At 73.2% G+C, this 26,746-nt stretch carries 22 protein-coding genes and 1 pseudogene; 17 read left to right on the top strand and 6 right to left on the bottom strand.

All coding sequences use genetic code 11. The annotated features are described in order from the left end of the window. The first annotated feature begins 118 nt into the window (after positions 1 to 118). The 14 genes from ACWDNY_RS22695 to ACWDNY_RS22630 all read left to right on the top strand — a co-directional run bounded on the left by ACWDNY_RS22695 (position 119) and on the right by ACWDNY_RS22630 (position 13,905). Entirely contained in the window at positions 119 to 1,768 is a 1,650-nt protein-coding gene (locus ACWDNY_RS22695; RefSeq protein WP_451647619.1) for an acyl-CoA dehydrogenase family protein, read from the top strand. A 302-nt stretch (positions 1,769 to 2,070) separates the two neighbouring features. Continuing rightward, the gene (locus tag ACWDNY_RS22690; RefSeq protein ID WP_451647618.1) at positions 2,071 to 3,408 is read left to right on the top strand and encodes a hypothetical protein; all 1,338 of its coding nucleotides are present in this window, start codon (positions 2,071 to 2,073) and stop codon (positions 3,406 to 3,408) included. 228 nt (positions 3,409 to 3,636) lie between these two features. Beyond that, a complete protein-coding gene (locus ACWDNY_RS22685) occupies positions 3,637 to 4,209 on the top strand; it encodes a GNAT family N-acetyltransferase (RefSeq protein ID WP_451647617.1) in 573 nt (190 codons plus the stop codon). A gap of 126 nt (positions 4,210 to 4,335) precedes the next feature. Continuing rightward, complete coding sequence (locus ACWDNY_RS22680; RefSeq protein WP_345942706.1) at positions 4,336 to 4,419, top strand: putative leader peptide; 84 nt, start codon at positions 4,336 to 4,338, stop codon at positions 4,417 to 4,419. 147 nt (positions 4,420 to 4,566) lie between these two features. Continuing rightward, the gene (locus ACWDNY_RS22675) at positions 4,567 to 6,264 is read left to right on the top strand and encodes a nitrite/sulfite reductase (protein WP_451647616.1); all 1,698 of its coding nucleotides are present in this window, start codon (positions 4,567 to 4,569) and stop codon (positions 6,262 to 6,264) included. Beyond that, positions 6,261 to 6,479, top strand: coding sequence for a hypothetical protein (locus tag ACWDNY_RS22670; RefSeq protein ID WP_451647615.1), 219 nt, complete (start codon positions 6,261 to 6,263; stop codon positions 6,477 to 6,479). Before ACWDNY_RS22675 ends, ACWDNY_RS22670 begins: the two co-directional genes overlap by 4 nt. Next, positions 6,476 to 7,195 carry a phosphoadenylyl-sulfate reductase gene (locus tag ACWDNY_RS22665; protein WP_451647614.1) on the top strand — a complete coding sequence of 240 codons (720 nt, stop codon included), beginning with the start codon at positions 6,476 to 6,478 and terminating at the stop codon, positions 7,193 to 7,195. The genes ACWDNY_RS22670 and ACWDNY_RS22665 overlap by 4 nt, the downstream gene beginning before the upstream one ends. 44 nt (positions 7,196 to 7,239) lie before the next feature. Then, entirely contained in the window at positions 7,240 to 7,776 is a 537-nt protein-coding gene (gene cysC / locus ACWDNY_RS22660; RefSeq protein ID WP_451647613.1) for an adenylyl-sulfate kinase, read from the top strand. Then, positions 7,773 to 8,726, top strand: coding sequence for a sulfate adenylyltransferase subunit CysD (gene cysD, locus ACWDNY_RS22655; RefSeq protein WP_451647612.1), 954 nt, complete (start codon positions 7,773 to 7,775; stop codon positions 8,724 to 8,726). The genes cysC and cysD overlap by 4 nt, the downstream gene beginning before the upstream one ends. Before the next feature lie 2 nt (positions 8,727 to 8,728). After that, positions 8,729 to 10,084: a sulfate adenylyltransferase subunit 1 gene (locus tag ACWDNY_RS22650; RefSeq protein WP_451647611.1), complete on the top strand. Its 1,356-nt coding sequence runs from the start codon at positions 8,729 to 8,731 to the stop codon at positions 10,082 to 10,084. A gap of 271 nt (positions 10,085 to 10,355) precedes the next feature. Further along, positions 10,356 to 11,459: an aliphatic sulfonate ABC transporter substrate-binding protein gene (locus ACWDNY_RS22645; protein ID WP_451647610.1), complete on the top strand. Its 1,104-nt coding sequence runs from the start codon at positions 10,356 to 10,358 to the stop codon at positions 11,457 to 11,459. 36 nt (positions 11,460 to 11,495) lie between these two features. Next, positions 11,496 to 12,278 (top strand): ABC transporter ATP-binding protein, encoded by a 783-nt coding sequence (locus ACWDNY_RS22640; protein ID WP_451647609.1) that lies wholly within the window; start codon positions 11,496 to 11,498, stop codon positions 12,276 to 12,278. Beyond that, complete coding sequence (locus ACWDNY_RS22635; RefSeq protein ID WP_451647608.1) at positions 12,265 to 13,149, top strand: ABC transporter permease; 885 nt, start codon at positions 12,265 to 12,267, stop codon at positions 13,147 to 13,149. The genes ACWDNY_RS22640 and ACWDNY_RS22635 overlap by 14 nt, the downstream gene beginning before the upstream one ends. 6 nt (positions 13,150 to 13,155) lie before the next feature. Then, positions 13,156 to 13,905, top strand: a complete 750-nt coding sequence (locus ACWDNY_RS22630; protein ID WP_451647607.1) for a sirohydrochlorin chelatase — start codon at positions 13,156 to 13,158, stop codon at positions 13,903 to 13,905. 639 nt (positions 13,906 to 14,544) lie between these two features. Here the strand turns inward: ACWDNY_RS22630 and ACWDNY_RS22625 are convergent. Then, the gene (locus tag ACWDNY_RS22625) at positions 14,545 to 15,090 is read right to left on the bottom strand and encodes a DUF1697 domain-containing protein (protein ID WP_451647606.1); all 546 of its coding nucleotides are present in this window, start codon (positions 15,088 to 15,090) and stop codon (positions 14,545 to 14,547) included. A 265-nt stretch (positions 15,091 to 15,355) separates the two neighbouring features. Further along, a pseudogene (locus ACWDNY_RS22620) lies at positions 15,356 to 15,601 on the bottom strand (glycosyl transferase); the annotation flags it as partial. Positions 15,602 to 15,896: 295 nt separating this feature from the next. On the opposite strand from ACWDNY_RS22620, the gene ACWDNY_RS22615 reads away from it, so the two are divergent. Continuing rightward, complete coding sequence (locus ACWDNY_RS22615; protein WP_451647605.1) at positions 15,897 to 16,760, top strand: phosphotransferase enzyme family protein; 864 nt, start codon at positions 15,897 to 15,899, stop codon at positions 16,758 to 16,760. A gap of 346 nt (positions 16,761 to 17,106) precedes the next feature. Here ACWDNY_RS22615 and ACWDNY_RS22610 read toward each other — a convergent pair whose 3' ends face one another. The 4 genes from ACWDNY_RS22610 to ACWDNY_RS22595 all read right to left on the bottom strand — a co-directional run bounded on the left by ACWDNY_RS22610 (position 17,107) and on the right by ACWDNY_RS22595 (position 21,670). Further along, positions 17,107 to 17,829 carry an exonuclease domain-containing protein gene (locus ACWDNY_RS22610; protein ID WP_451647604.1) on the bottom strand — a complete coding sequence of 241 codons (723 nt, stop codon included), beginning with the start codon at positions 17,827 to 17,829 and terminating at the stop codon, positions 17,107 to 17,109. A gap of 208 nt (positions 17,830 to 18,037) precedes the next feature. Further along, positions 18,038 to 19,276 (bottom strand): SAV2148 family HEPN domain-containing protein, encoded by a 1,239-nt coding sequence (locus ACWDNY_RS22605; protein ID WP_451647603.1) that lies wholly within the window; start codon positions 19,274 to 19,276, stop codon positions 18,038 to 18,040. A gap of 102 nt (positions 19,277 to 19,378) precedes the next feature. After that, the gene (locus tag ACWDNY_RS22600; protein ID WP_451647602.1) at positions 19,379 to 20,758 is read right to left on the bottom strand and encodes a copper amine oxidase; all 1,380 of its coding nucleotides are present in this window, start codon (positions 20,756 to 20,758) and stop codon (positions 19,379 to 19,381) included. A gap of 105 nt (positions 20,759 to 20,863) precedes the next feature. Next, complete coding sequence (locus ACWDNY_RS22595; RefSeq protein WP_451647601.1) at positions 20,864 to 21,670, bottom strand: Tat pathway signal sequence domain protein; 807 nt, start codon at positions 21,668 to 21,670, stop codon at positions 20,864 to 20,866. Between the two features lie 177 nt (positions 21,671 to 21,847). On the opposite strand from ACWDNY_RS22595, the gene glgX reads away from it, so the two are divergent. Continuing rightward, the gene (gene glgX / locus ACWDNY_RS22590; protein ID WP_451647600.1) at positions 21,848 to 23,965 is read left to right on the top strand and encodes a glycogen debranching protein GlgX; all 2,118 of its coding nucleotides are present in this window, start codon (positions 21,848 to 21,850) and stop codon (positions 23,963 to 23,965) included. Between the two features lie 344 nt (positions 23,966 to 24,309). Beyond that, positions 24,310 to 26,685 (top strand): malto-oligosyltrehalose synthase, encoded by a 2,376-nt coding sequence (gene treY, locus ACWDNY_RS22585; RefSeq protein WP_451647599.1) that lies wholly within the window; start codon positions 24,310 to 24,312, stop codon positions 26,683 to 26,685. Positions 26,686 to 26,746 lie beyond the last annotated feature (61 nt).

Here is a 26,746-nt window from a genome sequence, read left to right as displayed (position 1 = left end):
TCCGTCCTGTCCGGTCCCCGTCATCCCCCGGGCGGGCCGGCCAGGCAGGACGGCGGACGCCGGGCGGGCGGGGGTCCGGGGGGGGTGAGCATGCGCGGCCGGGGGGTAGGTTCCGTGCATGGCAGCCAGTACGCACACCGTGACCAACCAGGCGCCGCCGCTGGTCGGCTACGACGTCTTCACCGCCGACCGGGCCCTGGCCGAGGCGGTCGGGCGGCATGTCGCACCGGACCTGGCCGACGAGGTGCGGGGCGAGCTGGCGGCGCTGGGGCGGGCCGCGGGATCGGCGCAGCTGCAGGAGTGGGGAGCCCAGGCCAACGAGAACCCGCCGACGCTGCGCACCCACGACCGCTACGGGCACCGCGTCGACGAGGTCGACTTCCACCCCGCCTGGCACCGGCTGCTCGGCAAGGGAGTCTCCGCGGGCCTGACCGCGGCCTGGACCCGCCCGGCCGGCCATGTCCGCCGGGCCGCCGCCTTCCTGGTGTGGACGCAGGTCGAGGCCGGCACCGGCTGTCCTCTGTCGATGACGCACGCGGCCGTGCCCGCGCTGCGCACCGACCCCGCGCTGGCCGCCGAGTGGGAGCCGCGGCTGACGTCCATGATCTACGACCGCGAGCTGCGGCCCGCCCGGCTGAAGGCCGGTGCGCTGTTCGGGATGGGCATGACCGAGAAGCAGGGCGGCAGCGACGTACGCGCCAACACCACCTCCGCCCGGCCGCTGGCCGAGGACGGGGCCTACGAGCTGACCGGCCACAAGTGGTTCTGCTCGGCGCCGATGTCGGACGGCTTCCTGGTCCTGGCGCAGGTGCCCTCCGCCGCCGGCTCAGGGGGCCTGACGTGCTTCCTCGTGCCCCGGGTGCTGGAGGACGGCACACGCAACGTGTTCCTGGTCCAGCGACTCAAGGACAAGCTGGGCAACCGGTCCAACGCCTCCGCCGAGGTGGAGTTCGACGGCACCTGGGCGCGGCGGGTCGGCGAGGAGGGGCGGGGCGTGCGCACCATCATCGAGATGGTGGCGGCGACCCGTCTGGACTGCGTGCTCGGCTCGGCGGGGCTGATGCGGCAGGCCGTCGCGCAGGCGGTGCACCACTGCGCCCACCGCGAGGCGTTCGGCGGCAGGCTGGCCGACAAGCCGCTGATGCGCAACGTCCTGGCCGATCTCGCGCTGGAGTCGGAGGCGGCGACGGTGCTGGCGCTCCGGCTCGCGGCCGCCTACGACGACGGCGGCGAGCAGGAGCGGGCGTTCCTGCGGATCGCGGTGCCGGCCGCGAAGTACTGGGTGACCAAACGGTGCGCGCCGGTCACGGTGGAGGCCGCCGAGTGCCTGGGCGGCAACGGGTACGTCGAGGAGTCCGGCATGCCCCGGCTGGTGCGGGAGTCGCCGCTCAACTCGATCTGGGAGGGCGCCGGCAACATCCAGGCCCTGGACGTGCTGCGGGCGCTGCAGCGGGAGCCGCAGGCGCTCAACGCGTACCTGCGGGAGGTGGGCCGGGCGCGCGGCGCGGACCACCGCCTCGACGGTGCGATCAAGAACCTGCTCACCGAACTCGCCGACCTGGACGGGGTCGAGGCGCGCGCCCGGCGGCTGGTGGAACGGCTGGCGCTCGTCCTGCAGGGGTCGCTGCTGGTGCGGTACGCGCCGCCGGAGGTGGCCGACGCGTTCTGCGCCTCACGGCTGGGCGGCGACTGGGGAGCGGCCTTCGGGACGCTGCCGCACACCCTCGACCTGGCGTCGCTGGTGGAGCGGGCGCGACCGGTCGCCTGAGGGCCGGTGCCCGACGACGGCGGCCTCCCGACGACGACCTCCCGACGGCGGCAGCGTCCCGACTGGGGCGGGTCCCGACGACGGCGCCGGGGGTGACACCGGGGGTGCTCGGCGGCGGACGCGCCCGCGGCAGCCGACGGGAGTCGGGCGGAACCACCTCACGGGGGTTTGTTCCGCATATTTGCCGGGTCTTCGTCCTGCGGCGCGCCCGACTGCCGTAGCATCCCGTACGGGTCGCCCCACCTGCTCCTCGACCAACGCACGGATCGAGCGGCGCAGTTGACCCGGCTTGGGGAGGTTGTATGAAGCACCGCGGCCGACACCGCCGACGCAGACGGGGAAGGGCGCTGCGCGCCGTCCTGTCGGCGACCGCCCTCGCGCTGACCGCCGCCGCCACCATGATCAGCGTCTCGCAGGCCACGGTCGTGGACGACCCCGGGTCCCTGAAGCCGCTCGCCTCCCCCGCCGAGCTGGGCCGTCTGCGGCTGACCGAACACCGCGTCCCCGAGCGGTCGCTGGACAGGCTGGCCGCCGCGATGGGCCGGCCGGTCGGCGTGAGCGCGGTCCTGGCCGGCGCCGACCGCACGCTGCGCGGCGCGGCCGACTGCACGCCCGCCGAGAAGGAGGCGCTGCCCGTCGAGCCGGCGGCCACCCGCGCCTACTGCTGGGACCGCGCCGACACAGCCGCCTCCGCGTGGACGCCGTCGTCGGTGACCACCTCGGGCGATGCCGACGACGACGGCCGCTGGGGCCCGCACCGGGTGATCCTCTCCGGCTGGACGCACCACGGCGGCACCGCCGCCGAGCGCGGCCTGGCGAGGGTGGCCTTCGTGAACGCCGACGACTCCCGCCGCCTGACCTACACCTGGGCCCTGCTCGCCGTCCCGGTCGACGGCGGACGCGACTACCGCGGCCTCGTCTCCCGTGTGACGGGCATGGTCTGGTACCAGGACAAACTGCTGGTGACCACTTCCGGAGGCGAACGCGACGCGCTGTACGTGTACGACCTGCACCGGGTCCAGCGCGCGAACGTCACCGGCGACGCGGTCGGCCGGGTGCCCGGCGGCTGGTCCGCGCACGGGTACCGGTGGGTACTGCCCGCCGTCGCCTCCTACCGCCCCAGCGGCGGCGGATGCGACCGGGCGGCCCGCTCCGCCGCCCTGTGCCCGCAGGGTCTCTCCCTGGACCGCAGCACCGCTCCCGACAGCCTGGTGGCCGGCGCCGCGATGCCCGCGGACGGCGACCGGCACACGCGTCTGTGGCGTTACTCCTTCGACGCCGACCCCGCTCGCTCCGGCCTCCTGGCCGCCGACGCCGGCGGGACCGTGACCGCGGACGAGGCGTACGAGACGAAGGCCCGCGACATCCGGGGCGTGCTGTCGCACCGGGCCACGCCGTCCGCTCGGGCCGACTGGTACCTGGGCCGGTCCGCCGGCGAGCGCGGCGGGCACGGGACGCTGTGGCGGCAGGACACGCACGGGGCGAAGGCCGCCGAGTGCGGCTCCGGGGGCAAGCACGGCTGCTGGGGCGACGGCAGCGGCTCCCTCTCCTACTGGCAGGAGACGGGCGAGGTGTGGTCGCTGTCGGGCCGGATGCTCTTCGCCCTGCCGCTGTCCTCGATCGAGCGGGCGCTGGGCTGACGCGCGGGCGGCACCCCGGGACGAGGCACACCGCGGGCGGAGTCCCCCGCCGCTCCGGCGCCGCGCGCGCCACCCGCGGAGCCCGCCGCCGGTCCGGGTCCGGGCGTACGACCCGCCGAGTCGGCCGCCGGTCCGGGTCCGGGCCGGCCCCGCCTGCTGCCTCCCACCCCTCGGAACGGCTCCCGCCTCGATCGACAGAACGCCTGAGCGGATGATTTTCTGACCGGCATGACGAACATCGCCGTGACCACCTGGTCCCTGGAGCAGACCGCCCCGGCCGATCTCCTGCCCGCCACCGCGCCCGAGGGCGACGTCCGGGTCGTCCGTGCCGAGGTGGCCTCGCCCGAGTTCAGCCGCTTCCTGTACGCGTCGGTCGGCGGCGACATCCTGTGGACCGACCGGCTCGGCTGGACGTACGCCCGGTGGCGGGAGCACCTGGAGCGTCCGGGTGTCGAGACGTGGGTCGCCCACGACCGGGGCACGCCGGCCGGCTACGTCGAGCTGGAGGCCCAGGACGACGGTGTGGTGGAGATCGTCTACTTTGGTCTGATCCCGGCCTTCCGCGGCCGGCGGATCGGCGGGCACCTGCTGTCGTACGGTGTCGCGCGCGCCTGGGACCTGGCCGACCGCTGGCCGGGGCTGGCCACGACCAAGCGGGTCTGGCTGCACACGTGCAGCAAGGACGGCGAGCACGCGATGGCCAACTACCTGCGTCGCGGCTTCAAGCTGTTCGACACCAGCGTCGAGGAAGAACCGCAGGTTGCCACTCCGGGCCCTTGGCCGGGGGCCTACCCGGCCTGACCGGGCCGACGCGGCACCGCGTCGCGCATGTGAGCCACGCCTCTCTCGTCCCACATTTCGGGACCAGGATGTCCGCATGATGGATAAAGCTGGACTCCGCCGAGACGGCCGTGCCACGCTGCGGTCATGTCTGGAACTGGAGTCGCCCTGGTGAGTCGACGGCACGTCGACCTCGGCCGCATGTCCAGCGCCATCTGTCCGGCGAGCTGACCGCACCCATCCGTGGCCCACGGCCGCGAACAGCACCGCCGCACCCCCTTTTCGCCGCCTGCTGCGCGATGACGCGCACGCGCGCCTTCGCGCGCGTCGAGACGCAGGTCGGAGCCGCTTCCGTCTGTCCCGAAGGACGTGTCAACCATGGCCGCCAACCCGCAGAACCCCGCTGCCGCGACTTCCCGCCGCAAGGTGAGCCGTCACCGTGGCGAGGGTCAGTGGGCCGCGGGTCACTTCACCCCGCTCAACGGCAACGAGCAGTTCAAGAAGGACGACGACGGTCTCAATGTGCGGACACGCATTGAGACGATCTACTCCCGGCAGGGCTTCGACTCCATCGACCCCAACGACCTGCGCGGCCGGATGCGCTGGTGGGGCCTCTACACCCAGCGCAAGCCGGGCATCGACGGCGGCAAGACCGCGATCCTGGACCCTGAGGAACTGGACGACAGCTACTTCATGATGCGGGTCCGCATCGACGGCGGGGCCCTGACCACCCGCCAGCTGCGGGTGATCGGCGAGGTGTCGCAGGAGTTCGCCCGCGGCACGGCCGACATCACCGACCGGCAGAACGTCCAGTACCACTGGATCCGGATCGAGGACGTGCCCCGGATCTGGGAGCGGCTGGAGGCCGTGGGCCTGTCCACGGTGACCGCCTGCGGCGACACCCCGCGTGTGATGATCGGCTCCCCCGTCGCCGGCATCGCCGAGGACGAGATCATCGACGGCACCCCGGCGCTGGAGGAGATGAAGCGCCGGGTCCTGGGCAACAAGGCGTACTCGAACCTCCCGCGGAAGTTCAAGACGGCCATCTCGGGCTCGCCCGTGCTGGACGTGGTGCACGAGATCAACGACGTCGCGTTCGTGGGCGTCCGCCACCCCGAGCACGGGCCGGGCTTCGACCTGTGGGTGGGCGGCGGCCTGTCCACCAACCCCAAGCTGGGCGTGCGGCTGGGCGCCTGGGTCCCGCTGGAGGAGGTCCCGGACGTCTACGAGGGTGTCCTGTCGATCTTCCGCGACCACGGCTACCGACGGCTGCGCAACCGGGCCCGGCTGAAGTTCCTCGTCGCCGACTGGGGGGCCGAGAAGTTCCGCCGGGTGCTGGAGGACGAGTACCTGGGCCGCAGGCTGCTCGACGGTCCCGCTCCCGAGCAGCCCGTCCAGCAGTGGCGCGACCACATCGGCGTCCACCGCCAGAAGGACGGCCGCTTCTACGTCGGGTTCGCCCCGCGCGTCGGCCGCGTCGACGGCGCCACCCTCACCAAGATCGCCGACCTCGCCGAGGCGCACGGATCGGGCCGGGTCCGCACCACCGTCGAGCAGAAGATGATCATTCTCGACGTCGCGGAGGCGCAGGTCGACACCTTGGTCGCTGGTCTCGCGGCCCTCGACCTGACCGCCGAGCCGTCCCCGTTCCGGCGCGGCACGATGGCCTGCACGGGCATCGAGTTCTGCAAGCTCGCCATCGTCGAGACCAAGGCGCGCGGCTCCCGGCTGATCGACGAACTGGAGCGCCGCCTCCCCGAGTTCGACGAGCCGATCACCATCAACCTCAACGGCTGCCCGAACGCCTGCGCCCGTATCCAGGTCGCGGACATCGGTCTCAAGGGTCAGCTGGTCCTCAACGACCGGGGCGAGCAGGTCGAGGGCTTCCAGGTGCACCTCGGCGGCGCGCTCGGCCTGGACGCCGGGTTCGGCCGCAAGGTCCGCGGTCTGAAGGTCACCTCGGAGGAGCTGCCCGACTACGTCGAGCGGGTCCTCAGACGCTTCCAGGCGGAGCGCGAGGACGGCGAGCGGTTCGCCACCTGGGTCGGCCGCGCCTCCGAAGAGGCGCTGTCGTGAGCGAGCGTGCCGCGCCCTTCTACTGCCCCTACTGCGGCGAGGAGGACCTGCGTCCGAGCGAGCACGGGGAGCGGTCCCCCCGCGCGGGCGGGGCCGGGCACGGGGGAGGCGCCTGGGAGTGCGCGGACTGCAACCGGGCTTTTCGGCTGACGTTCCTCGGGCTGCTGTCCCAGGGACTGAGGCGAGGGGACGACGGAGGGGAGAAGCGGACATGACGACCACTCAGCGGGACCGTACGGCTGAGGAGCTGAAGGCACTGGCCGAGCAGGCCGGCCGCGATCTGGAGGACGCCTCCGCGCTGGAGATCCTCCAGTGGGCGGCCCGGACCTTCGGCGACCGGTTCTGCGTCACCTCCTCCATGGAGGACGCGGTGGTGGCCCACCTCGCCTCCCGGGCCGTGCCCGGCGGCAGCCGCGTCGACGTCGTGTTCCTCGACACCGGCTACCACTTCCCGGAGACGATCGGCACCCGTGACGCGGTCGAGGCCGTGATGGACGTCAACGTCATCACGCTGACGCCGCGGCAGACGGTCGCCGAGCAGGACGCCGAGTACGGCCCCAGGCTGCACGACCGCGACCCCGACCTGTGCTGCGCGCTGCGCAAGGTGCAGCCCCTGGAGGAAGGGCTCAGGAGCTACCAGGCGTGGGCGACCGGGCTGCGCCGCGACGAGTCCCCGACCCGGGCGAACACCCCGGTCGTCGGCTGGGACGACAAGCGGCGGAAGGTGAAGATCTCCCCCATCGCCCGCTGGACGCAGGACGACGTGGACGCCTACGTCGCCGAACACGGCGTGCTGACCAATCCGCTGCTGACGGACGGCTACGCCTCCGTGGGCTGCGCGCCCTGCACCCGCCGGGTCCTCGCGGGCGAGGACCCGCGCGCCGGCCGCTGGGCCGGGCGAGCCAAGACCGAGTGCGGGCTGCACGGCTGACCATGACCGTGCTTCCGACGAACCCAAGGAACCAGGAGCCCCACGTGACCACCGGAGCCACCGTCTGGCTCACCGGTCTGCCGAGCGCCGGCAAGACCACCATCGCCTACGAGCTGGCCGGCCGGCTGCGCGCGGAGGGCCACCGCGTCGAGGTGCTCGACGGCGACGAGACCCGGGAGTTCCTCTCGGCGGGGCTCGGCTTCAGCCGCGAGGACCGGCACACCAACGTGCAGCGCATCGGCTTCGTCGCCGAACTGCTCGCCCGCAACGGCGTCAAGGTGCTGGTCCCGGTGATCGCCCCGTACGCCGACAGCCGGGACGCGGTGCGCAAGCGGCACGAGGAGAACGGGACCGCGTACGTGGAGGTGCACGTGGCCACCCCCGTCGAGGTGTGCTCCGAGCGCGACGTGAAGGGCCTGTACGCCCGGCAGGCCGCCGGCGAGCTGACCGGCCTGACGGGGGTCGACGACCCGTACGAGGAACCCCGGACGCCCGAGCTGCGCATCGAGTCGCAGCACCAGACCGTGCAGGAGTCCGCGGCGTCCGTCCACACGCTGCTCAGCGAGAGGGGACTGGCATGACGACCGTCGCCGAGACCGGCAGGACCGGGAAGGGCGGCGAGGGCACGGGCACCCCGTACGCCCTCTCCCACCTGGACGCGCTGGAGTCCGAGGCGGTGCACATCTTCCGCGAGGTGGCGGGCGAGTTCGAGAACCCGGTGATCCTGTTCTCCGGCGGCAAGGACTCCATCGTCATGCTGCACCTGGCGCTGAAGGCGTTCGCGCCGGCGGCGGTGCCGTTCGCGCTGCTGCACGTGGACACCGGGCACAACTTCCCCGAGGTCCTCGACCACCGCGACCGCGCGGTGGCCCGGCACGGACTGCGCCTCCACGTGGCGTCCGTGCAGGACTACATCGACCGCGGGGTGCTGAAGGAGCGCCCGGACGGCACCCGCAACCCGCTGCAGACCCTCCCCCTGACGGAGAAGATCGCCTCGGAGCGGTTCGACGCGGTGTTCGGCGGCGGACGCCGCGACGAGGAGAAGGCGCGGGCCAAGGAGCGGGTGTTCTCCCTGCGCGACGAGTTCTCCCAGTGGGACCCGCGCCGGCAGCGGCCCGAGCTGTGGAACCTGTACAACGGGCGGCACGCCCCCGGTGAGCACGTGCGGGTCTTCCCGCTGTCCAACTGGACCGAGCTGGACGTGTGGCAGTACATCGCCCGCGAGGGCATAGAGCTGCCGGAGATCTACTTCGCGCACGAGCGCGAGGTCTTCCGGCGGGGCGGCATGTGGCTGACGGCCGGCGACTGGGGCGGCCCCCGCGACGACGAGTCCGTGGAGAAGCGGCTCGTGCGCTACCGCACCGTCGGCGACATGTCCTGCACCGGTGCCGTCGACTCCGAGGCGGTGACGCTGGAGCAGGTGATCGCCGAGATCACCGCCTCCCGGCTGACCGAGCGGGGCGCGACCCGCGCCGACGACAAGCTCTCCGAGGCCGCGATGGAAGACCGCAAGCGCGAGGGGTACTTCTAGCCATGACCAGCACCACCGAACCCGCCGAGCCGCTGTCGGTCGACCAACTGTCGGCCACGACCCTGCTGCGGTTCGCCACCGCCGGCTCCGTCGACGACGGCAAGTCCACCCTGGTGGGCCGCCTGCTGCACGACTCCAAGTCGGTCCTCACCGACCAGCTGGAGGCCGTGGAACGCGCCTCGGCCGGCCGCGGCCAGGAGGGCCCCGACCTGGCGCTGCTGACGGACGGCCTGCGTGCCGAGCGCGAGCAGGGCATCACCATCGACGTGGCCTACCGCTACTTCGCCACGCCCCGCCGCCGGTTCATCCTCGCCGACACCCCGGGCCATGTGCAGTACACCCGGAACATGGTCACCGGCGCCTCGACCGCCGAGCTGACGGTGGTCCTCGTCGACGCCCGCAACGGCGTCGTCGAGCAGACCCGCCGGCACGCGGCGATCGCCGCGCTGCTGCGTGTGCCGCACGTGGTCCTGGCCGTCAACAAGATGGACCTGGTGGACTACCGGGAGCCCGTGTTCGCCGCGATCGCCGAGGAGTTCACGGCGTACGCGACCGAGCTGGGCGTCCCGGAGGTCACCGCGATCCCCATCTCGGCGCTCCTCGGCGACAACGTCGTGGAGCCGTCCGCGCACATGGACTGGTACGGCGGCCCGACGGTGCTGGAGCACCTGGAGACGGTGCCGGTCAGCCACGACCTGGCGCACTGCCACGCCCGGCTGCCCGTGCAGTACGTGATCCGTCCGCAGACCGCCGAGCACCCGGACTACCGCGGCTACGCAGGCCAGATCGCCGCCGGCACCTTCCGGGTCGGCGACGAGGTCACCGTCCTGCCGTCGGGACGGACCACGAAGGTCACCGGGATCGACCTGCTCGGGGAGCCGGTCGACGCGGCCTGGACGCCGCAGTCGGTGACGCTGCTGCTCGAGGACGACATCGACATCTCGCGCGGCGACCTGATCGTGCCGGCCAAGGACGCGCCCGCCACCACGCAGGACGTGGAGGCGACGGTGTGCCACGTCGCCGACCAGCCGCTGACCGTCGGACACCGGGTACTGCTCAAGCACGGCACCCGCACGGTCAAGGCGATCGTCAAGGACATCCCCTCCCGGCTGACCCTGGACGACCTGTCCCTGCACCCGCACCCGGGCCGGCTGGCCGCCAACGACATCGGCCGGGTGAAGATCCGCACCGCCCAGCCGCTGCCGGCCGACTCCTACGCCGACTCGCGCCGCACCGGCTCGTTCATCCTCATCGACCCGAACGACGGCACCACGCTGACCGCGGGCATGGTCGGCGAGTCGTTCGCCGCCCCGGAGCCCGTCAAGGACGAGGCGCAGGACGACGGATGGGACTTCTGACGTGAACCGCACCGACGCGTACGCGACGTTCGCCACGGAGGGCGGCCGGGTCGGCAGCGGCGCCCTCGGCTGGGGGTCCCCCCGAACGGGGGTCGGCGGAGGACAGGGCGGAGTGGCGCGATGTGCCGTCTGACGCCGCCGGCGGGCCGGGGGCGCGCGCACGCCCCGCGTGCCCGGGTCCGCCACCGTCCGCGGCACCGAAGACATGCCGACCTCCCGGCCACGACCTGAGAGATCGTGACCGCCGGGCCTCCGAGAGGAATGACCTCCCGTGCCTTCCACACCCTTCCTGCGCCGCGCCGCCGCGGTGCTGGCCGCGCTCCCGCTGCTCTCCCTCGCCGCCTGTGGTTACGGCTCCGAGGCCAAGGACGACGGCACCGCCAAGGTGGCGGCCGGCGCCGAGAAGACCGACGGCCTCGACACCGTCACGATCGGCTACTTCGGCAACCTGACACACGCGACCGCGCTCGTCGGCAACCGGAAGGGTTTCTTCCAGAAGGAGCTCGGCGCCACCAAGGCGCGGTACGCGACCTTCAACGCGGGCCCGTCGGAGATCGAGGCACTCAACTCCGGCTCCATCGACATCGGCTGGATCGGCCCGTCCCCGGCAGTCAACGGCTACACCAGGTCCGACGGCAAGGGCCTGAGGATCATCGGCGGTTCGGCGTCCGGCGGGGTGAAGCTGGTCGTCGACCCCAGGAAAATCACGTCCCCGGAGGACGTCAAAGGCAAGCGGATCGCCACTCCACAGCTCGGCAACACCCAGGACGTGGCGTTCCTGAACTGGATCGCCGAGCAGGGCTGGAAGGTCGACCCGCAGAGCGGCAAGGGCGACGTCACGGTCGTCCGCAGCGACAACAAGGTCACGCCGGACGCCTTCAGGGCCGGTTCGATCGACGGCGCGTGGGTGCCGGAGCCGACGGCGTCCAAGCTGGTCGCCGAGGGCGGCAAGGTGCTGCTCGACGAGGCCTCGCTGTGGCCGGGCAAGAAGTTCGTGATCACGAACGTCGTCGTGCGCCGGCAGTTCCTCGAGGCCCACCCGAAGGCCGTCGAGGCGGTGCTGAGGGCCTCGGTCGCGACGAACGAGTGGATCAACGCCCACCCCGCCGAGGCGAAGGCCGCGGCCAACGAGCAGCTGCGGGCCGGCTCCGGCAAGGCGCTGCCCGCGCAGGTGCTGGACCCGGCGTGGGAGTCGATCCAGATCACCGACGACCCGCTGGCCGTCACCCTCGGCACCCAGGCGGACCACGCGGTCAAGGCCGGACTGCTGGAGAAGCCCGACCTCAAGGGGATCTACGACCTCACGATCCTCAACAAGGTGCTCAAGGCCGCCGGCCGGGGTCCGGTGTCCGACGCCGGTCTCGGCGTCGGCTGACCCACGATCCCGATCAGTCCCCAGGAGGTGACGACCATGGCCACCACGATCCTCGCCAAGGCCGGCGAGTCGCTCGATCAGGCGGCCCGCCTCGAGCACGTCTCGAAGTCCTTCGCAGGACCGGGTGGGCGGCAGCTCGTCCTGGACGACGTCAGTCTCGACGTCGCGCCGGGCGAGTTCGTGACCCTCCTGGGGGCCTCGGGCTGCGGCAAGTCGACGCTGCTGAACCTCGTGGCGGGCCTGGACAGGCCCACCACCGGCTCCATCACCACGGACGGCCGGCCGGCGCTGATGTTCCAGGAGCACGCCCTGTTCCCGTGGCTGACCGCGGGCAAGAACATCGAACTGGCCCTGAGGCTGCGGGGCGTGCCCAAGGCCGACCGGCGCGGCAAGGCCGAGGAACTGCTCGAACTCGTGCGGCTGAAGGGCGCCTACGGCAAGCGGGTGCACGAACTGTCGGGCGGTATGCGGCAGCGCGTGGCCATGGCCCGGGCGCTGGCGCAGGAGAGCGGCCTGCTGCTGATGGACGAGCCGTTCGCGGCCCTGGACGCGATCACCCGGGACGTGCTGCACGACGAGCTGACCCGGATCTGGGCGGAGACCGGAGTGTCGGTGCTGTTCGTCACGCACAACGTGCGCGAGGCGGTGCGTCTCGCGCAGCGGGTCGTCCTGCTGTCCTCCCGCCCGGGCCGGGTGGCGCGCGAGTGGACGGTCGACATCCCCCAGCCGCGTCGCATCGAGGACGCGCCCGTGGCGGAACTGTCCATCGAGATCACCGAAGTACTGCGGGGAGAGATCCGGCGCCATGGCCAGCACTGAGACGAAGACGCCACAGGACGCCGGGAGCGTCGAGGCGGGCCTCGACGCGCTGGAGGCCGGGACGGTCAGCCGTCCGTCCTTCCGGCAGACCCTCGTGAACAAGATCCTGCCGCCGGTCGTCGCCGTCGCGGTCGTGCTGGTGGTGTGGCAGGGGCTGGTGTCGTTCGGGGTCGTCACCGACCCGACCAAGCTGCCCCCGCCCGCCGCGGTCTGGGACACGGTGCGTGAGGCGTGGCTGCAGGGCACGCTGCTCGGCTACATCTGGACGAGCGTCTCGCGCGGTCTGCTCGGCTTCCTCTTCGCGCTGCTGATCGGCACTCCGCTGGGTCTGCTGGTGGCCCGGGTGAAGTTCGTGCGCGCGGCGATCGGACCGATCCTGTCCGGGCTGCAGTCGCTGCCGTCGGTGGCGTGGGTGCCCCCGGCCGTGATCTGGCTGGGCCTGGACAACTCGATGATGTACGCGGTGATCCTGCTCGGCGCGGTCCCGTCGATCGCCAACGGGCTGGTGTCCGGCGTCGACCAGGTGCCGCCGCTGTTCCTGCGGGCGGGCCGCACCATGGGCGCGACCGGCCTGAAGGGCACCTGGCACATCACGCTGCCGGCCGCGCTGCCCGGCTATGTGGCGGGCCTGAAGCAGGGCTGGGCGTTCTCGTGGCGGTCGCTGATGGCCGCGGAGATCATCGCGTCGTTCCCCGACCTCGGGGTGGGACTCGGCCAGCTCCTGGAGAACGGCCGCAACGCCAGCGACATGGCCATGGTCTTCGAGGCCATCCTGCTCATCCTGGCCGTCGGCATCGCGATCGACCTGCTGATCTTCAGCCCGCTGGAGCGGTGGGTGCTGCGCAGCCGCGGTCTGCTGGCGCGGAGCTGAGGGCCCATGCCTGAACCGGTGCTTGTCGTCGTCGCCCACGGCAGCCGTGACCCGCGGCACGCCGCGACCGTGCACGCCCTCGTCGGGCGGGTGCGGTCGCTGCGGCCCGGGCTGCGCGTGGAGACCGGCTTCCTGGACTTCAACGTCCCGTCCGTGCCCGGGGTACTGGAGTCGCTGGCCGCGCGGGGCGTGCGGGACGTGGTGGCGCTGCCGCTGCTGCTGACGCGCGCCTTCCACGCGAAGGCGGACATCCCCGCGGTGCTGCGGGAGGCGCCGTCGCGGCTGCGGATCACACAGGCGGAGGTCCTCGGTCCCTCGCCGCTGCTGATGCGGGCGCTGGAACGGCGCCTGAACGAGGCGGGACTGTCGCCCGCCGACAAGTCCTCGACCGGGGTCGTGCTGGCCTCGGCGGGGTCCACCGATCCGGAGGCGGGCGCAGTGATCGCTGACATCGCGCGGGAGTGGCGGCACACCGGTTGGTGCGCCGTGCGGCCTGCGTTCGCCTCCGCCGTGTCCGCCGAGGGCTTCCCGAGCACCGAGGACGCGGTGCGCGCACTGCGGGCGCTGGGCTGCGCGAGGGTCGCGGTCGCCCCGTACGTGCTGGCCCCCGGTTTCCTGCCGGACCGCATCGCCCGGGGCGCGGCCGCAGCCGACCTCCTCGCCGACGTGCTCGGCCCGGCGCCCGAGGTGGCCCGGGTGGTGCTGGAGCGCTACGACGCCGCACGGACACCGGCTCTCCGGGCCGTCGGGGCCTGAGGAATCCGAAGGGTCCGAAGGGGGCGCGGTGCGGGTCGGGTTGTCCCGTGCCGGCGGGCGGACGAAGCTCCGCGGCCGGGGCCCCGTGGCGGGCAGGCGAGCCCTGGTTGCCGGGGCACCCGTGTCCGCGGTCCGGCACTCCCCTGCGATGCCGGACCGCGGACACGGGGCGGTCCCACGCGGCGGGACACTCGTCCCACCACCCGCCGTGGGCCGGCCACTTGCTTCTGCGCCGCCTGCGGCGCTCGTGTCACTCGCCGCCGGCTTCGAGGGTCGTGATTCGGTCAGCCGAAACGGAGGGCTCCCGTGCGGGTCCGCTCGAGCGCGGAGCAGTCCTGGTACGTGGCCTGGGCCCGGAAGCCGTCGAAGAGCCCGGCGGCGCGGGCGGCCCGTGGCAGCAGCCGACGGCACGCGTCCGGACCGCACCGTGCGCTCGGCATGGAGGGTGGGCGTGGCCGTACAGCCGCCGGATCCCTGCCCGGCACCGGCCTCGTGGCCGCGCGGCCGGTCCGGTGGGCGCGCCGTGATCGTGGCCGAAATTGGTCATGCCGTCGGCGCCGCGGACCCGGGCTCAGGGCCCACGGTCCGATCGACGCGCTGGTCAGCCGTCCGCTTGCCCCGCCGCTCGCGCGCCCGAGCTCACTCCCGCGTCAGCTCGACGAGCTTGACGACGGTGTTCCAGTTGCGCGTGGTGGCGATCAGCCCCTTGGTCAGCCGGCGCCCGGCCAGGTCCGCGGCGAGCTGGGAGCGGCCGAGGCCGTCCGGCGCGTACAGGTACAGCGCCCGGTCGCCGAGGCGGAACTCCTCGGGGAGACGTGCGGCCGGGTCGATCTCCGCGAAGCGCGAGGCGTCGACCGGCGCGGAGAAGTAGGTGACGTGCAGCTGCCTGCCCTCCAGCTCGGCTGCCGGGAACGGGCACGCCTCGGCGACCGCCCGCAGATAGGCGTGGTCACGGACGATCACGTCCACCGCGAAGCCGAACCGCTCCTCGATCGCCTCGGTCAGTCGCGCCGCCAGCGACTCCTCGTCGCCGCCGCGGGCGGCGAAGACGGCCTGCCCGCTCTGCAGGTAGGTGCGGACGCCGTCGTGACCGAGGTCCTCCAGGAGCGTGCGCAGCCCGGCCATCGGCATCTTCCGGCTGCCGCCCACGTTGATCCCGCGCAGCAGCGCCGCGTACATCGTCATGCCCACACCATAGAGCGGCCGTCGTGCCCCGTGGGGGCGGGCACGACGGCCGCCGGCCGTGCGGCCGGACGCACGCCCTCCCGGCCCCTCACGGCGCTTCCCCCATTGTCCACTGACGTGGTGACGTGTTCAACGAGCCGGCGCACGCCGGGTGACGTGTCCCGGCAGGGGCGGCCGCGGGGACCGGCGCCGTGCCGCGGTGGCCGTCCGGACGCGGCCGGCCCGGCTCCGGCAGCCCGGCGCCGGGCACGCCACCACTCATGCGCCACGGTTCGACGTGGTCGAGCAGTGTGGTCCCCCAGGCCGACGGGCCGTCGTCGGGCGTGGGAAGGGTGGAGTGCCACGGCTTCACCTCGGCACCGGTCCGGGCGACCTTGTCGGCGAAGGCGGGCGGGATGGCGTACGTGACCCGGTGTCCGCGCGCGACGAGCTCGCGGATCACCTCCAGGCTGGGGTTGACGTGGCCGTGGGCGGCGAAGGAGAAGATGGCGATGTGAGCGGGCGCGGTCATGACACTGACGCCAACGAGACGATACGTCTCGTGCAACGCGATGACCGGCGCCTGGTGGGCGGTGCACCCCGTCGGCAGCCGGCGGTGCGCAGTCGGCAGTCTGCAGCCGCCGACCATCGGCCTCGCCAGGACCGCCCACCGGCTCCGGCCTGTGCTGATGCGAGACTGGCCGTCGCATGGCGATGCCGCGCCGGCGTGCGCACGGCAGGGCGTGGAGCCGCCACGGACGCGCGACCCGTCCACGGCGGCCCGGCCGGCACGAGGTACCGAACGGACACGGACACGGAGGCGGGCGATGGACGAGGCACGGGCGCGGGACGTACTGGCCGCTGCGGGAGTGCTGCCCGGCCGGGCCCCGGACGCGCGGCTCCTCGCCCTGGGCGAGAACGCCGTGTTCGCCGCCGGGGACCTGGTCGTCAAGGTGGGCCGGGACGCCGAACTGCTGGACCGGGCCCGGCGCGAGCTGCGGACCGCGGTGTGGCTGGCCGAGGCGGGCGTGCCCGCCGTACGTGCGGCCGACCCCGAGGCGCTGCTGGTCGACGGGCACCCGGTGACCGTCTGGCACCGGCTGGCCGACCCGGTCCGTCCGGCCGGGCCCCAGGACCTGGCCGACCTGCTGCGGGTCGTTCACGCACTGCCCCATCCTCCCTTCGGACTGCCGCCGCGCGAGCTGCTGGGCGGCGTGGAGCGCTGGCTGCGGCTCGCGGGCGACGCGATCGACCTCGCGGACGCGGCGTACCTGCGCGAGCGGCGCGACGGCTTCGCGGCGGCCGCGGCCGCGCTGACCCCGCACCTGCCGCCGGGCCCCATCCACGGCGACGCGCTGCCGCGCAACGTGCACATCGGCCCGGACGGTCCGGTCCTGGTCGACCTGGAGACCTTCTCCGCCGATCTGCGCGAGCACGACCTGGTGGTGATGGCCCTCTCGCGCGACCGCTACGGCCTGCCCGCCGAGGCGTACGAGGCCTTCACCGCGGCCTACGGCTGGGACGTGCGCGAGTGGGAGGGCTGCGCGGTGCTGCGCGGCGCCCGGGAGACGGCCAGCTGCGCCTGGGTCGCCCAGCACGCCCCCAGCAACCCGAAGGCGCTCGCCGAGTTCGAGCGCCGCGTCGCCTCACTGCGGGACGGCGACGAGACGGTGCGCTGGTACCCGTTCTGACCGAACCGCCGGCGAAGCGCTGCCCGGAGCGCCGCAGCGGAATGCCGGCGAACCGCTCGGGTGGAACGGCAGACCGAAACCCCTCGGCGGGGCGGTGGGAGCGGCGCCGGCGCGAGGGATGACCCCCAGGACGAGGAACCGTGTGGCGCCCGCACGAGACCGACGACGGGGCCGGCCACTGGGCCGCCCGACCCGCCGTCGGGCAGGTCCTGGTCCTGTCGTGCGGACCAGGCCGGCTGTGCGGCGCGGTGCCTTTGGACAGACCCCGCGACGCCGGCGTGACAGGACTCAAGGCCCGGCCGGGGGCTCGACGCGGGCGGCCGCGCCTCGGACCGCCCCCGGCCGCTCAGACCGTCTCGCCGGCGGGCTCGCGCAGTGGCCAGGCCCCGTCGACCACCGCGGCCGCGTCGCCCTTGCCGCGCAGGAAGGCCTGGAAGTCCGCCGCCCAGGCCGCGTACCACTCGATCTGGCGGCTGTGCAGCTCCGCCGCGCCGAGGGCCGCCACCTTCGGGTGGCGGGCGGCTATCGCACAGGCCAGCCGCGCCGCGGCGAGGGCGTCGGCCGAGGCGTCGTGGGCGGAGCCGAGCACGACGCCGTACTCCGCACAGACCGCCTCCAGCGTGCGCTTGCCCCGGCGGTAGCGGTCGGCCCAGCGGTCGATGGTGTACGGGTCGACGACCGGGCCCGGCGGCGCGCCGCCGAGACGGTCCCGGAGCGACGGCAGTCCGTGGCGGCGCAGTTCCGCGGCCAGCAGGCTCAGGTCGAAGGCGGCGTTGTACGCGACGACCGGCACGCCCGTCTGCCAGTACGCCACCAGGACGTCGGCGATCGCGTCCGCGACGCGGTCGGCCGGGCTTCCCTCGGCGACCGCGCGTTCGTTGGTGATGCCGTGCACGGCCACCGCGTCCGCCGGGATCTCCACTCCCGGGTCCGCCAGCCACTCCCGGCGTCCCAACGGCTGCCCGTCCCTGACCTCGATCACGGCTGCCGTGACGATGCGCGCCTCGCGCGGATCCGTCCCGGTCGTCTCCAGGTCGAAGCCGGTCAGCAGTTCCCGGTACCAGCCCATGGCGGCCCCCCTTCTCGGTGATGCTCTCCCCCGGTGCTCCTCACCCTCGCACGCGCCACTGACAATCAGCAGATCGCGATCCGCTTCGGGCCGCGGCCCCCTCGTGGCCCCGCCGACGCGCCGCCGGCGAGAGACTGTCCCGTCGGCTCACGACACGTCAGGGGAGTCCAGGACCGGTCCGAGACGGGTCCGGACAGACTCGGGCGGGTCAGGACACGGGCCGCGCGTCCGCCCACATCACTTCGAACTCCTCGCGGTACGTGCCGAAGAGTCCCCCTTCGTCCACCTCGTCCGACTTGACCACACGCGTGCCGTTCCGCAGGACGAACACCGGTGCCTCCATGCCCCGGCTGCGCCGCAGATAGGACTGCACGACCGCGATGCCGTCGGAGCCGTCGCCGTTGACCAGGTACGCCGCCACGCGGGGTGTCTCGTCGTAGACCTGGATCTCGAAGGCGCCCGGGTCGCGCAGCCGGGAGCGGACCCGGCGCATGTGCAGGATGTTCATCTCCACCGAGCGGCTGAGCTCGCCGCGCTTGAGCCCGAGTTCGCGCTCGCGCCGCTTGACCGCGCCGGAGGCCGGGTTCAGGAACAGCAGCCGCACCCGGCTGCCCGACTCGGCAAGACGCACCAGGCGGCGGCCGGAGAAGTTCTGCACCAGCAGGTTCAGGCCGATGCCGATGGCGTCCAGGCGCCGGGCGCCGCCGAAGATGTCCTCGGCCGGGAACCGGCGCAGCAGCCGCACCCGGTCGGGGTGCACGGCGACCACGTCCGCGTACCGGTCGCCGACCAGGTCCTCGACCGCGTCGATCGGCAGCCGCCGCGCCGAGGGCACGTCGCCGTCGGCACCGAGGATCCCCAGCAGCCGCGCGGAGGCCCGCTCGGCCTGGTTCAGCACGGCCTCGGACAGAGCCCGGTTGCGCGAGACGACGTTCCGGGTGACCTCCAGCTCGTCCAGGGCGAGTTCGAGGTCCCGGCGCTCGTCGACGTACGGCTCGAAGCAGGGCCAGTGCTGCACCATCAGCTCCCGCAGCTGCGGCAGCGTCAGGAAGCTGATCACGTTGTCGTCGGCCGGATCGAGCAAGTAGCCCTTGCGGCGGCTGACTTCGCGGACGGCGACGGCGCGCTGCACCCACTCCTGGCCGGCGGGCCCGGCCGCGGCGACCACCCACTCGTCGCCGTGGACGGGTTCGTAGACGGGGCGCAGCACGGCGGAGACGACGGCGCGCAGCCGCTGCTCGACGAGGTTCAGCCAGATGTAGGCCCGGCCCGCCCGCTGCGCCCGGGTGCGCACCTCGTGCCAGGCGTCCGCGCCCCAGTCCAGCTCCGGCCCGATGGAACCCGCGTTCATCGGCCGGGCCAGGGACACCGCGCCGGGCGGGACGTCTGTGGAGTCCCCCTCGCGACTCTCGTCGCCAGGGGGCAGCTCCAGGCCTCCCGAGCCCACCCGTGCACCGCCTTCCGCTCCCCCGAGCACTCCCCGTCCCAACGATCAAGGAAGACTACTCCGGGAGCGGTCCGCAGTGCAGCCGGATGGGCAGCTCACTACTCAACTACCTTCTCTCGGCCGTCCGTTCTGCCCCCGGAGGGCGGACGGCGTGAGCGGATTCATGGCCGTGACGTCGCGTGGGACCAGGGAGAATCCCTGCCAGTGGACGGGCATGGGCTGCTGGTCCTCGTCCCGCGCGACATGGTGGAATCCGACGTTCACCCACACGACAGGGTGAGTGAGGTTCTGCCCGTTGACCCACCGGTCGACGGACGTGCCGTGCCCGGCACCGCAGTCGAGCAGGTTGTCGCTGGCGAACTGCTCACACTTGGCGTATTCGGTGAAGTAGATGTCGTGCCGCGTGAAGGGCCGGCCGGCGTAGGTGGTCGTGGCGCCGGGGACGAACTCGTAGGAACGGGCGTGTCCGTCCGTGTTCTTCCCGGTGGCGCTGACGATCCGCCACCAGCGGCCGTTCCTGGCGTCGCCCGCGAGTTCCCTGGTGACCTTGGTGCGCGTGGTCCGCTCGCTCGGGCCCTGCTGTCCGCGCCCGGGCGCGGCGGCGACGGAGTCGTACTGCTCGATCCGCCCCTTGGAGGAACCGTCCAGGTCGAAGTCGAGCCGCCAGAAGACGTTGTGGCTGTGGCTGGTGGCGTACCCCTTGGCGCCCTTGCCGAGCGGCCAGCCCCGGCCGTCACCGGCGTCGTAGTCGAAGGGCGAGAGGCTGCCGGTGGCGCCGACGTTCATGTGCATCGTGCCGTCGTCCTGGAACCGCCACTCGGTGATGTACTCGTACCAGCCCACCTTGTTCACGGTGTACACCAGCAGGTCCTTGCCCTGGGCCTGGTGGACTCCGGCCAGGTCGTCGGTCTGCATGCGGTAGGCGTGGCCGCGGGAGCGGGTCGTGACGCACAGCCCCCTGCCCTTCTGGTGCTGCGGGTCGTAGGGGTCGGGCACCTTGACGGTCCTTATGGTGCCGCCGGGGCACTCGGCGGGCGCCAGGTCCATCAGCCCCTGGCCGAAGCCGGCCTGGGTGAGGTCGCTGTACTCGTTCCCGCCGTCGTCGTAGGGCACGTGGATCTGGGCGAGCTTGGCGGTGGCCAGCACCTTGACCGGCCGGGTCTCGCCGGGGGGCTGGTAGGAGACGTGCTCGAGGACGAGCCCGGCGGTCCCCTCGTAGCGCCAGCACATCCGCCAGACGGTGCCGGTGGCGAGCTTCTGTTCGATGCGGTGGGCCGCGCCGCAGTCGGCGGCCGCGGCGGCCGCCGCCCGCGCCACGGTGGTCCCCGGCTGCGCGGTGGCCGGCCCGGCGCCGGTGGTCGTGACGGCGACGAGGGCGGCCAGACAGAGACCGAGCGCCACCCGCCTGCGGGCGCGGCCGGTTCTGGTCCTGGACGCGCCGTTCAACGGCGCGCTGTTCACGGGCTTGCTGTTCACGGGCATGAGGAAGCGACTCCCTGTCGGAAGGAGCAAGTCGGAAGGAGCATCAAGTCGGAAGGAGCATGTGGAAGGGCGAGCGACGGGTCGGCGGACCGCTCGCGGGGCCGCTCAGGCGCCGAGGCGGCCGACCTTGCGTGCACTGAGGTCGATCACGAAGGCGCGCGCGTCGATCCACGCCCCGTTCCTGATCTTCGGGAAGAGCCGGGCGCAGCGGTGCTCGCCGCACCGGTCGAGCAGCGCCGGCTGGGCGCCCGGGGCGGCCCGGTAGACCATGCTGTCGAGCAGCAACTGGTCCGGCGAGGTGAGCCTGCCGCCGGTGGCGTCGTGGTAGTCCGCGCGCAGGCCGGCCCCCAGCGGGTCGGCGATCAGGATGCGGGCGGCCTCGGCGCTCTCGTCGCGGCTCAGCGGCGGCTGCACCCCGTGCTGCCTGCCGGTGTGCTCGACCTCCCCGGTGCCGAGGTCGACGGTCGCGGTGACGACGGCGTCGTCCTGGTAGTCGTAGAAGGTGACGTCGGCGCGCCGGGGCGCGCGCGGGTCGTCGAGCTCGGCCGTCTCGGGCGGCGAGAGCTCGACGCCGAGACGCTGCGGGCCGCGCCCGCCCGTGACGTTCTCACCGCCGGCGGCCGGCCGGCGGTGCACGGCCAGCGCCCGGGCCCGCTCGATCTCGTCGTCGGTCAGCGGGTCGCGCCCCGCTCCCCTCGTCCCCTCGGCCGGCGCCGGCGCGACGACGCCGGGTGCCGGCGTGTCCTGTCCCCCGGCCGCCGCACCCGCCGCCGGGCGACCCCCGGCCCTCCCTGTCTCACCGGCCCCCGCCGTGCCCGGCAGGGTGACGGCGACCATCGCGGCCGTCGCCACGACCGCGACGGCCGCACCGGCCACCACCTTGCCCAGATGTCGATGCACAACTGTGCGCACATTTCCCTCTACCACCCGTGGTCACGGGAGTACGTTTCGCCCCACTGGTTCGGCATAGCGTGTATGCACTGGTCGAGCGGTAAGAGGGAGGTAGGTCAGAGGTGGTTCCCTCACTCGCGGGAACACTCGGAACGAAGGTGCCACCAGGGGCGCCACTCACCTGAAAGAGTCGTGTCCATGCAGGTCTGGCCTGGAGAGGCATATCCACTCGGTGCCACGTACGACGGCGCCGGCACCAACTTCGCGGTCTTCACGGAAGCCGCGGACCGAGTAGAGCTGTGTCTGCTGCACGACGACGGCTCGGAGACGGCCGTGGAGATGCGGGAGAGCGACGCGTTCGTCCGGCACGCGTACGTGCCGGGCATCATGCCGGGACAACGGTACGGATTCCGGGTGCACGGTCCGTACGCCCCGGAGCGCGGGCTGCGCTGCAACTCCGCGAAGCTGCTGCTCGACCCGTACGCGCGGGCGATCAGCGGTGACATCCGGTGGGGCGAGGAGGTGTACGGCTACCACTTCGACGACCCGGACAGGCGCAACGACCTCGACTCGGCCCCCCACACCATGACGTCGGTCGTGGTCAACCCGTACTTCGACTGGGGCGACGACCGGCCACCGCGCCACGGGTACCACGAGACGGTGATCTACGAGGCCCATGTGAAGGGCCTGACCATGCGGCACCCGGGGCTGCCCGACGAACTGCGCGGGACCTACGCGGCGCTCGCCCACCCGGCGATCATCGAGCACCTGACGGAGCTCGGAGTCACCGCGCTGGAGCTGATGCCGGTGCACCAGTTCGTGAACGACCACCGCTTGGTCGACATGGGGCTGAACAACTACTGGGGCTACAACACGGTCGGCTTCTTCGCCCCGCACAACGCGTACGCCTCCTGGGGCGACCGCGGCCAGCAGGTGCTGGAGTTCAAGTCGGCGGTCCGGGCGCTGCACGAGGCCGGCATCGAGGTCATCCTCGACGTCGTCTACAACCACACCGCCGAGGGCAACCACCTGGGGCCGACGCTGTCCTTCAAGGGCATCGACAACCCTCGGTACTACCGCCTCACGGACGACCCGCAGTACTACATGGACACCACCGGCACCGGGAACTCGCTGCTCATGCGGTCCCCGCACGTGCTGCAGATGATCATGGACTCGCTGCGGTACTGGGTCACCGAGATGCACGTCGACGGCTTCCGCTTCGACCTCGCGGCGACCCTGGCCCGGCAGTTCCACGAGGTGGACCGGCTGTCGTCGTTCTTCGACCTGGTGCAGCAGGACCCGGTGGTCTCCCAGGTGAAGCTGATCGCCGAACCGTGGGACGTCGGCGAGGGCGGCTACCAGGTGGGCAACTTCCCGCCGCTGTGGACCGAGTGGAACGGCAAGTACCGCGACACCGTCCGCGACCTGTGGCGGGGCGAACCGCGGGCACTCGCCGAGTTCGCCTCCCGGCTGACCGGCTCGTCCGACCTGTACCAGGACGACGGCCGCCGGCCGCTGGCCTCGATCAACTTCGTGACCTGCCACGACGGCTTCACGCTGCACGACCTGGTGTCGTACAACGAGAAGCACAACGAGGCCAACGGCGAGGACAACCGGGACGGCGAGAGCCACAACCGGTCCTGGAACGGCGGGGTCGAGGGCGAGACGGACGATCCGGAGGTCCTCGGGCTGCGGGTCCGCCAGATGAAGAACTTCTTCGCGACGCTGATGCTGTCGCAGGGCGTGCCCATGATCAGTCACGGCGACGAGTTCGCGCGGACCCAGCAGGGCAACAACAACGCCTACTGCCAGGACAACGAGCTGTCCTGGGTGCGCTGGCCGGACGACGGGAAGGACGGCGGCGAGCTGCCCGACTTCGTCCGGGCGATGGCCGAGCTGCGCCGGCAGCACCCGGTCTTCCGCCGCCGCCGCTTCTTCCACGGGCGGCCGGTGGAGGGCACGCACGACGAGCTGTCCGACATCGGCTGGTTCACCCCGGAGGGCCAGGAGATGACGCAGCAGGACTGGGACTCCGCCCAGGCGTCCGCGCTGACGGTGTTCCTGAACGGCAACGCGATCTCCGAACCGGGCCCGCGAGGGGAGCGGATCACCGACGACTCGTTCCTGCTGATGTTCAACGCCTCGCCGGAGCCGCTCGAGTTCGTCGTGCCGATCGATCAGGGGCGCCAGTGGGAGGTGGTCGTCGACACCGCCCGCACGGACGGGGTCGATCCTGACGCGGGACCGGAGGTGGCCGGCGGGGAGCGGCTGACGCTGCGGGACAGGAGCCTGGTGGTGCTGCGGCGCCCGGCCTGAGCGGCGTTCACCCCGGCCGGGTGAGTGAGGCGCCCGTCCGGGTGGGCCCGGGCGGGCGCCTCACTGCATCGCGGAGGGTCGAGGCGCGCGGCTCCGGCGGGGCCGAGGGGGCTCTGGCGCGCGGCTCCGGAGGGGCCGACGGGACTGCGGCTGACGGCTTCCGAGAGGCCGAGGCAGCCGGGGACGCGCGGCTCCGAGAAGCCCAGACGGCCAGGCGCTCACGGCCCCCGAGAAGCCCAGACGGCCAGGCGCTCGCAGCTCCCGGGAGGCCCAGGCGGCCGGACGCCGACGGCTCCCGGGAAGCCGATGACACGAAAAGCCGCCGGGCGGGTACGTAGCTTCCCATGACACGTGAGCGACCCGCCCCCGTCGTGCCGACGGCCACCTACCGGCTCCAGCTCCAGCCCGGCTTCACCTTCGCGGCCGCGGCGGCCGCCGTCCCGTACCTGGCGTCGCTCGGGGTCTCGCACCTGCACCTCTCCCCCGTCCTGGAGGCCGTCCCGGGCTCCCTGCACGGCTACGACATCGTGGACCCCGCGCGCGTGCGCGGCGAGCTCGGCGGCGAGGAGGGTCTGCGCGCGCTGGCGCGGACCGCGCGGGAGCACGGGCTCGGCCTGGTGCTGGACATCGTGCCGAACCACATGGCCATGGCCCCCCGCCACAACCACGCCCTGTGGGAGGTGCTGCGGGAGGGTCCCGAGTCGCCGTACGCGCGGTGGTTCGACATCGACTGGAAGGCGCAGGACGACCGGGTGCTGCTGCCGGTGCTCGGCGGTCCGCTCGGCAAGGAGCTCGACCATCTGAAGGTCGACGGCGACGTCCTGCGCTACCACGACCACGTCTTCCCGCTGCGTGAGGGCACCGCGACGCTGCCGCTGCCGGAACTGCTGGACGCGCAGTGGTACCGCCTCGGGTGGTGGCGGCTCGCCCGCACAGAGCTGAACTACCGGCGCTTCTTCAGCATCTCCGAGCTGATCGGGGTGCGGGTGGAGGACCCTGAGGTCTTCGACGCCACCCACGCCAAGATCCTGGAACTGCTCCACGAGGGGGTGGTCGACGGCCTGCGCGTCGACCACCCCGACGGGCTGGCCGACCCCGACACCTACCTGGCCCGGCTGCACGCGGCCACCGGCGGCCGCTGGACGGTCGTCGAGAAGATCCTCGCCGACGGTGAGCACCTGCCGCCGGCCTGGCCGGTCGCCGGCACCACCGGCTACGACGCCCTGCGCCACGTCGACGGCCTCTTCGCCGACCCCGCCGGGGCGCGGGACCTGCTCGACGCCTACCGGGAGTTCGCGGCCCCGCAGGCGGACCGCGGCGGCGACTGGCAGGCGACGGTGCGCAGCGCCGCGTACGAGGTGATCTCGCACGAGCTGGCCGCCGAGACGGAGCGGCTGACCCGGGTCGCGAACCATGTGTGCGCCACGTCGCAGGACCCGGCGCTGCGCGACCGGGCACCGTGGGCGCTGCGCACCGCGCTGCGGGAGCTGCTCGTCCGCATGGAGGTCTACCGGCCCTACGAGTCCGTCGACGCCGCGCGTGTCGTCACCGACGAGGCCGCCCGGGAGGCCCGGGGCGCGTTCGTCGTGCCCGAGGAGGGCGAGGCCGTCGGCGTGGTGCGCGACCTCGTCCTCGGCAGGTACGGCGACGATCCCGGCCACGTGGAGTTCCGCACCCGGTTCGCGCAGGCCGCGTCCGCGCTGCGGGCCAAGTCGGTCGAGGACACCGCCTTCTACCGCTACATGCCGCTGCTGTCGGCGAACGAGGTCGGCGGCGACCCGGGCAGCCCGGCGGTGTCGCCGGAGGACTTCCACGCGTACTGCGCGCGGGTGCAGCGCGACTGGCCCCTGACCGGGACCGTGCTCTCGACGCACGACACCAAGCGCAGCGCCGACGTGCGGGCGGCGCTGGCCGTGCTCAGCGAGTGCCCGTGGCGCTGGGCGGACGTCCTGGCCGAGGTGAGCGGTGCCGTGCGGGACGTGCCCGACGCGCAGGTGGCGTGGGCGGCCTGGCAGACGGTGTTCGGGCTCGGCCCGGCGGGCGAGGAGCGGGTGCGGGAGTCGCTGCTGAAGCACGTGCGCGAGGCGGGTCTGCACACGACCTGGACCGAGCAGCAGCCCGCGTACGAGGAGGCGGTGGCGCGGTTCGTCGCCGAGGGGCCGTGCGGGGCGCCGGGCGAGGCGGTGGCCGCCCTCCGCACCGCGCTGGAGCCGCACATCCGGGCGAACGTGCTGGGGACGGCCCTGGTCCATCTGACGATGCCGGGTGTCCCGGACCTCTACCAGGGCACGGAGGCCGAGTACCGGGCCCTGGTGGACCCGGACAACCGGCGGCCCGTGCGGTTCCCGCCCGTGGACCCCGCGGACAAGGGCGCGGTGACGGCTGCGGCCCTGCGGGTGCGCGCCCGGCGGCCCCGGGCCTTCGGTGCCGAGGCGTCGTACGCCCCGCTGGAGGCGCGGGGCCCGGCGGCGGAGCACTGCCTGGCGTTCGCCCGCTCCGGAGAGGTGGTCACGGCGGTGACCCGGCTGTCGCTGCGGCTCGCGGAGGCGGGCGGCTGGGGAGACACGCGGCTCCCGCTGCCGCCGGGTCGCTGGACGGACGCGCTGACGCCGGGCCGGGAGTTCGAGGGTCACGTGCCCGTGGCGGACCTGTTCGAACGGCTGCCGGTGGCCCTGCTGGAGCGGGCGGACGGCGCACAGGCCGGTCCCGCGGAGGGCTGAGGAGCCGTGGGGGGGGGGGGGGCCCCGCCCCGCGGGCCCCCCCCCAGCCCCCCCCCCACCG

It is taken from the genome of Streptomyces sp. NPDC003697 (assembly GCF_053587115.1).
Note: the sequence above shows the minus strand (reverse complement) of the source record. Positions and strands in the feature narration are given on the sequence as shown.

Coding starts and splice junctions, on each gene's coding strand:
- treY (WP_451647599.1), top strand. CDS start 24,310: ATGACACGTGAGCGACCCGCCCCCGTCGTGCCGACGGCCACCTACCGG.
- ACWDNY_RS22610 (WP_451647604.1), bottom strand. CDS start 17,829: ATGGGCTGGTACCGGGAACTGCTGACCGGCTTCGACCTGGAGACGACC.
- glgX (WP_451647600.1), top strand. CDS start 21,848: ATGCAGGTCTGGCCTGGAGAGGCATATCCACTCGGTGCCACGTACGAC.
- cysD (WP_451647612.1), top strand. CDS start 7,773: ATGACGACCGTCGCCGAGACCGGCAGGACCGGGAAGGGCGGCGAGGGC.
- ACWDNY_RS22600 (WP_451647602.1), bottom strand. CDS start 20,758: ATGCCCGTGAACAGCAAGCCCGTGAACAGCGCGCCGTTGAACGGCGCG.
- ACWDNY_RS22640 (WP_451647609.1), top strand. CDS start 11,496: ATGGCCACCACGATCCTCGCCAAGGCCGGCGAGTCGCTCGATCAGGCG.
- ACWDNY_RS22695 (WP_451647619.1), top strand. CDS start 119: ATGGCAGCCAGTACGCACACCGTGACCAACCAGGCGCCGCCGCTGGTC.
- ACWDNY_RS22625 (WP_451647606.1), bottom strand. CDS start 15,090: ATGACGATGTACGCGGCGCTGCTGCGCGGGATCAACGTGGGCGGCAGC.
- ACWDNY_RS22650 (WP_451647611.1), top strand. CDS start 8,729: ATGACCAGCACCACCGAACCCGCCGAGCCGCTGTCGGTCGACCAACTG.
- ACWDNY_RS22665 (WP_451647614.1), top strand. CDS start 6,476: ATGACGACCACTCAGCGGGACCGTACGGCTGAGGAGCTGAAGGCACTG.
- ACWDNY_RS22615 (WP_451647605.1), top strand. CDS start 15,897: ATGGACGAGGCACGGGCGCGGGACGTACTGGCCGCTGCGGGAGTGCTG.
- ACWDNY_RS22680 (WP_345942706.1), top strand. CDS start 4,336: ATGTCTGGAACTGGAGTCGCCCTGGTGAGTCGACGGCACGTCGACCTC.
- ACWDNY_RS22675 (WP_451647616.1), top strand. CDS start 4,567: ATGGCCGCCAACCCGCAGAACCCCGCTGCCGCGACTTCCCGCCGCAAG.
- ACWDNY_RS22690 (WP_451647618.1), top strand. CDS start 2,071: ATGAAGCACCGCGGCCGACACCGCCGACGCAGACGGGGAAGGGCGCTG.
- ACWDNY_RS22630 (WP_451647607.1), top strand. CDS start 13,156: ATGCCTGAACCGGTGCTTGTCGTCGTCGCCCACGGCAGCCGTGACCCG.
- ACWDNY_RS22635 (WP_451647608.1), top strand. CDS start 12,265: ATGGCCAGCACTGAGACGAAGACGCCACAGGACGCCGGGAGCGTCGAG.
- ACWDNY_RS22685 (WP_451647617.1), top strand. CDS start 3,637: ATGACGAACATCGCCGTGACCACCTGGTCCCTGGAGCAGACCGCCCCG.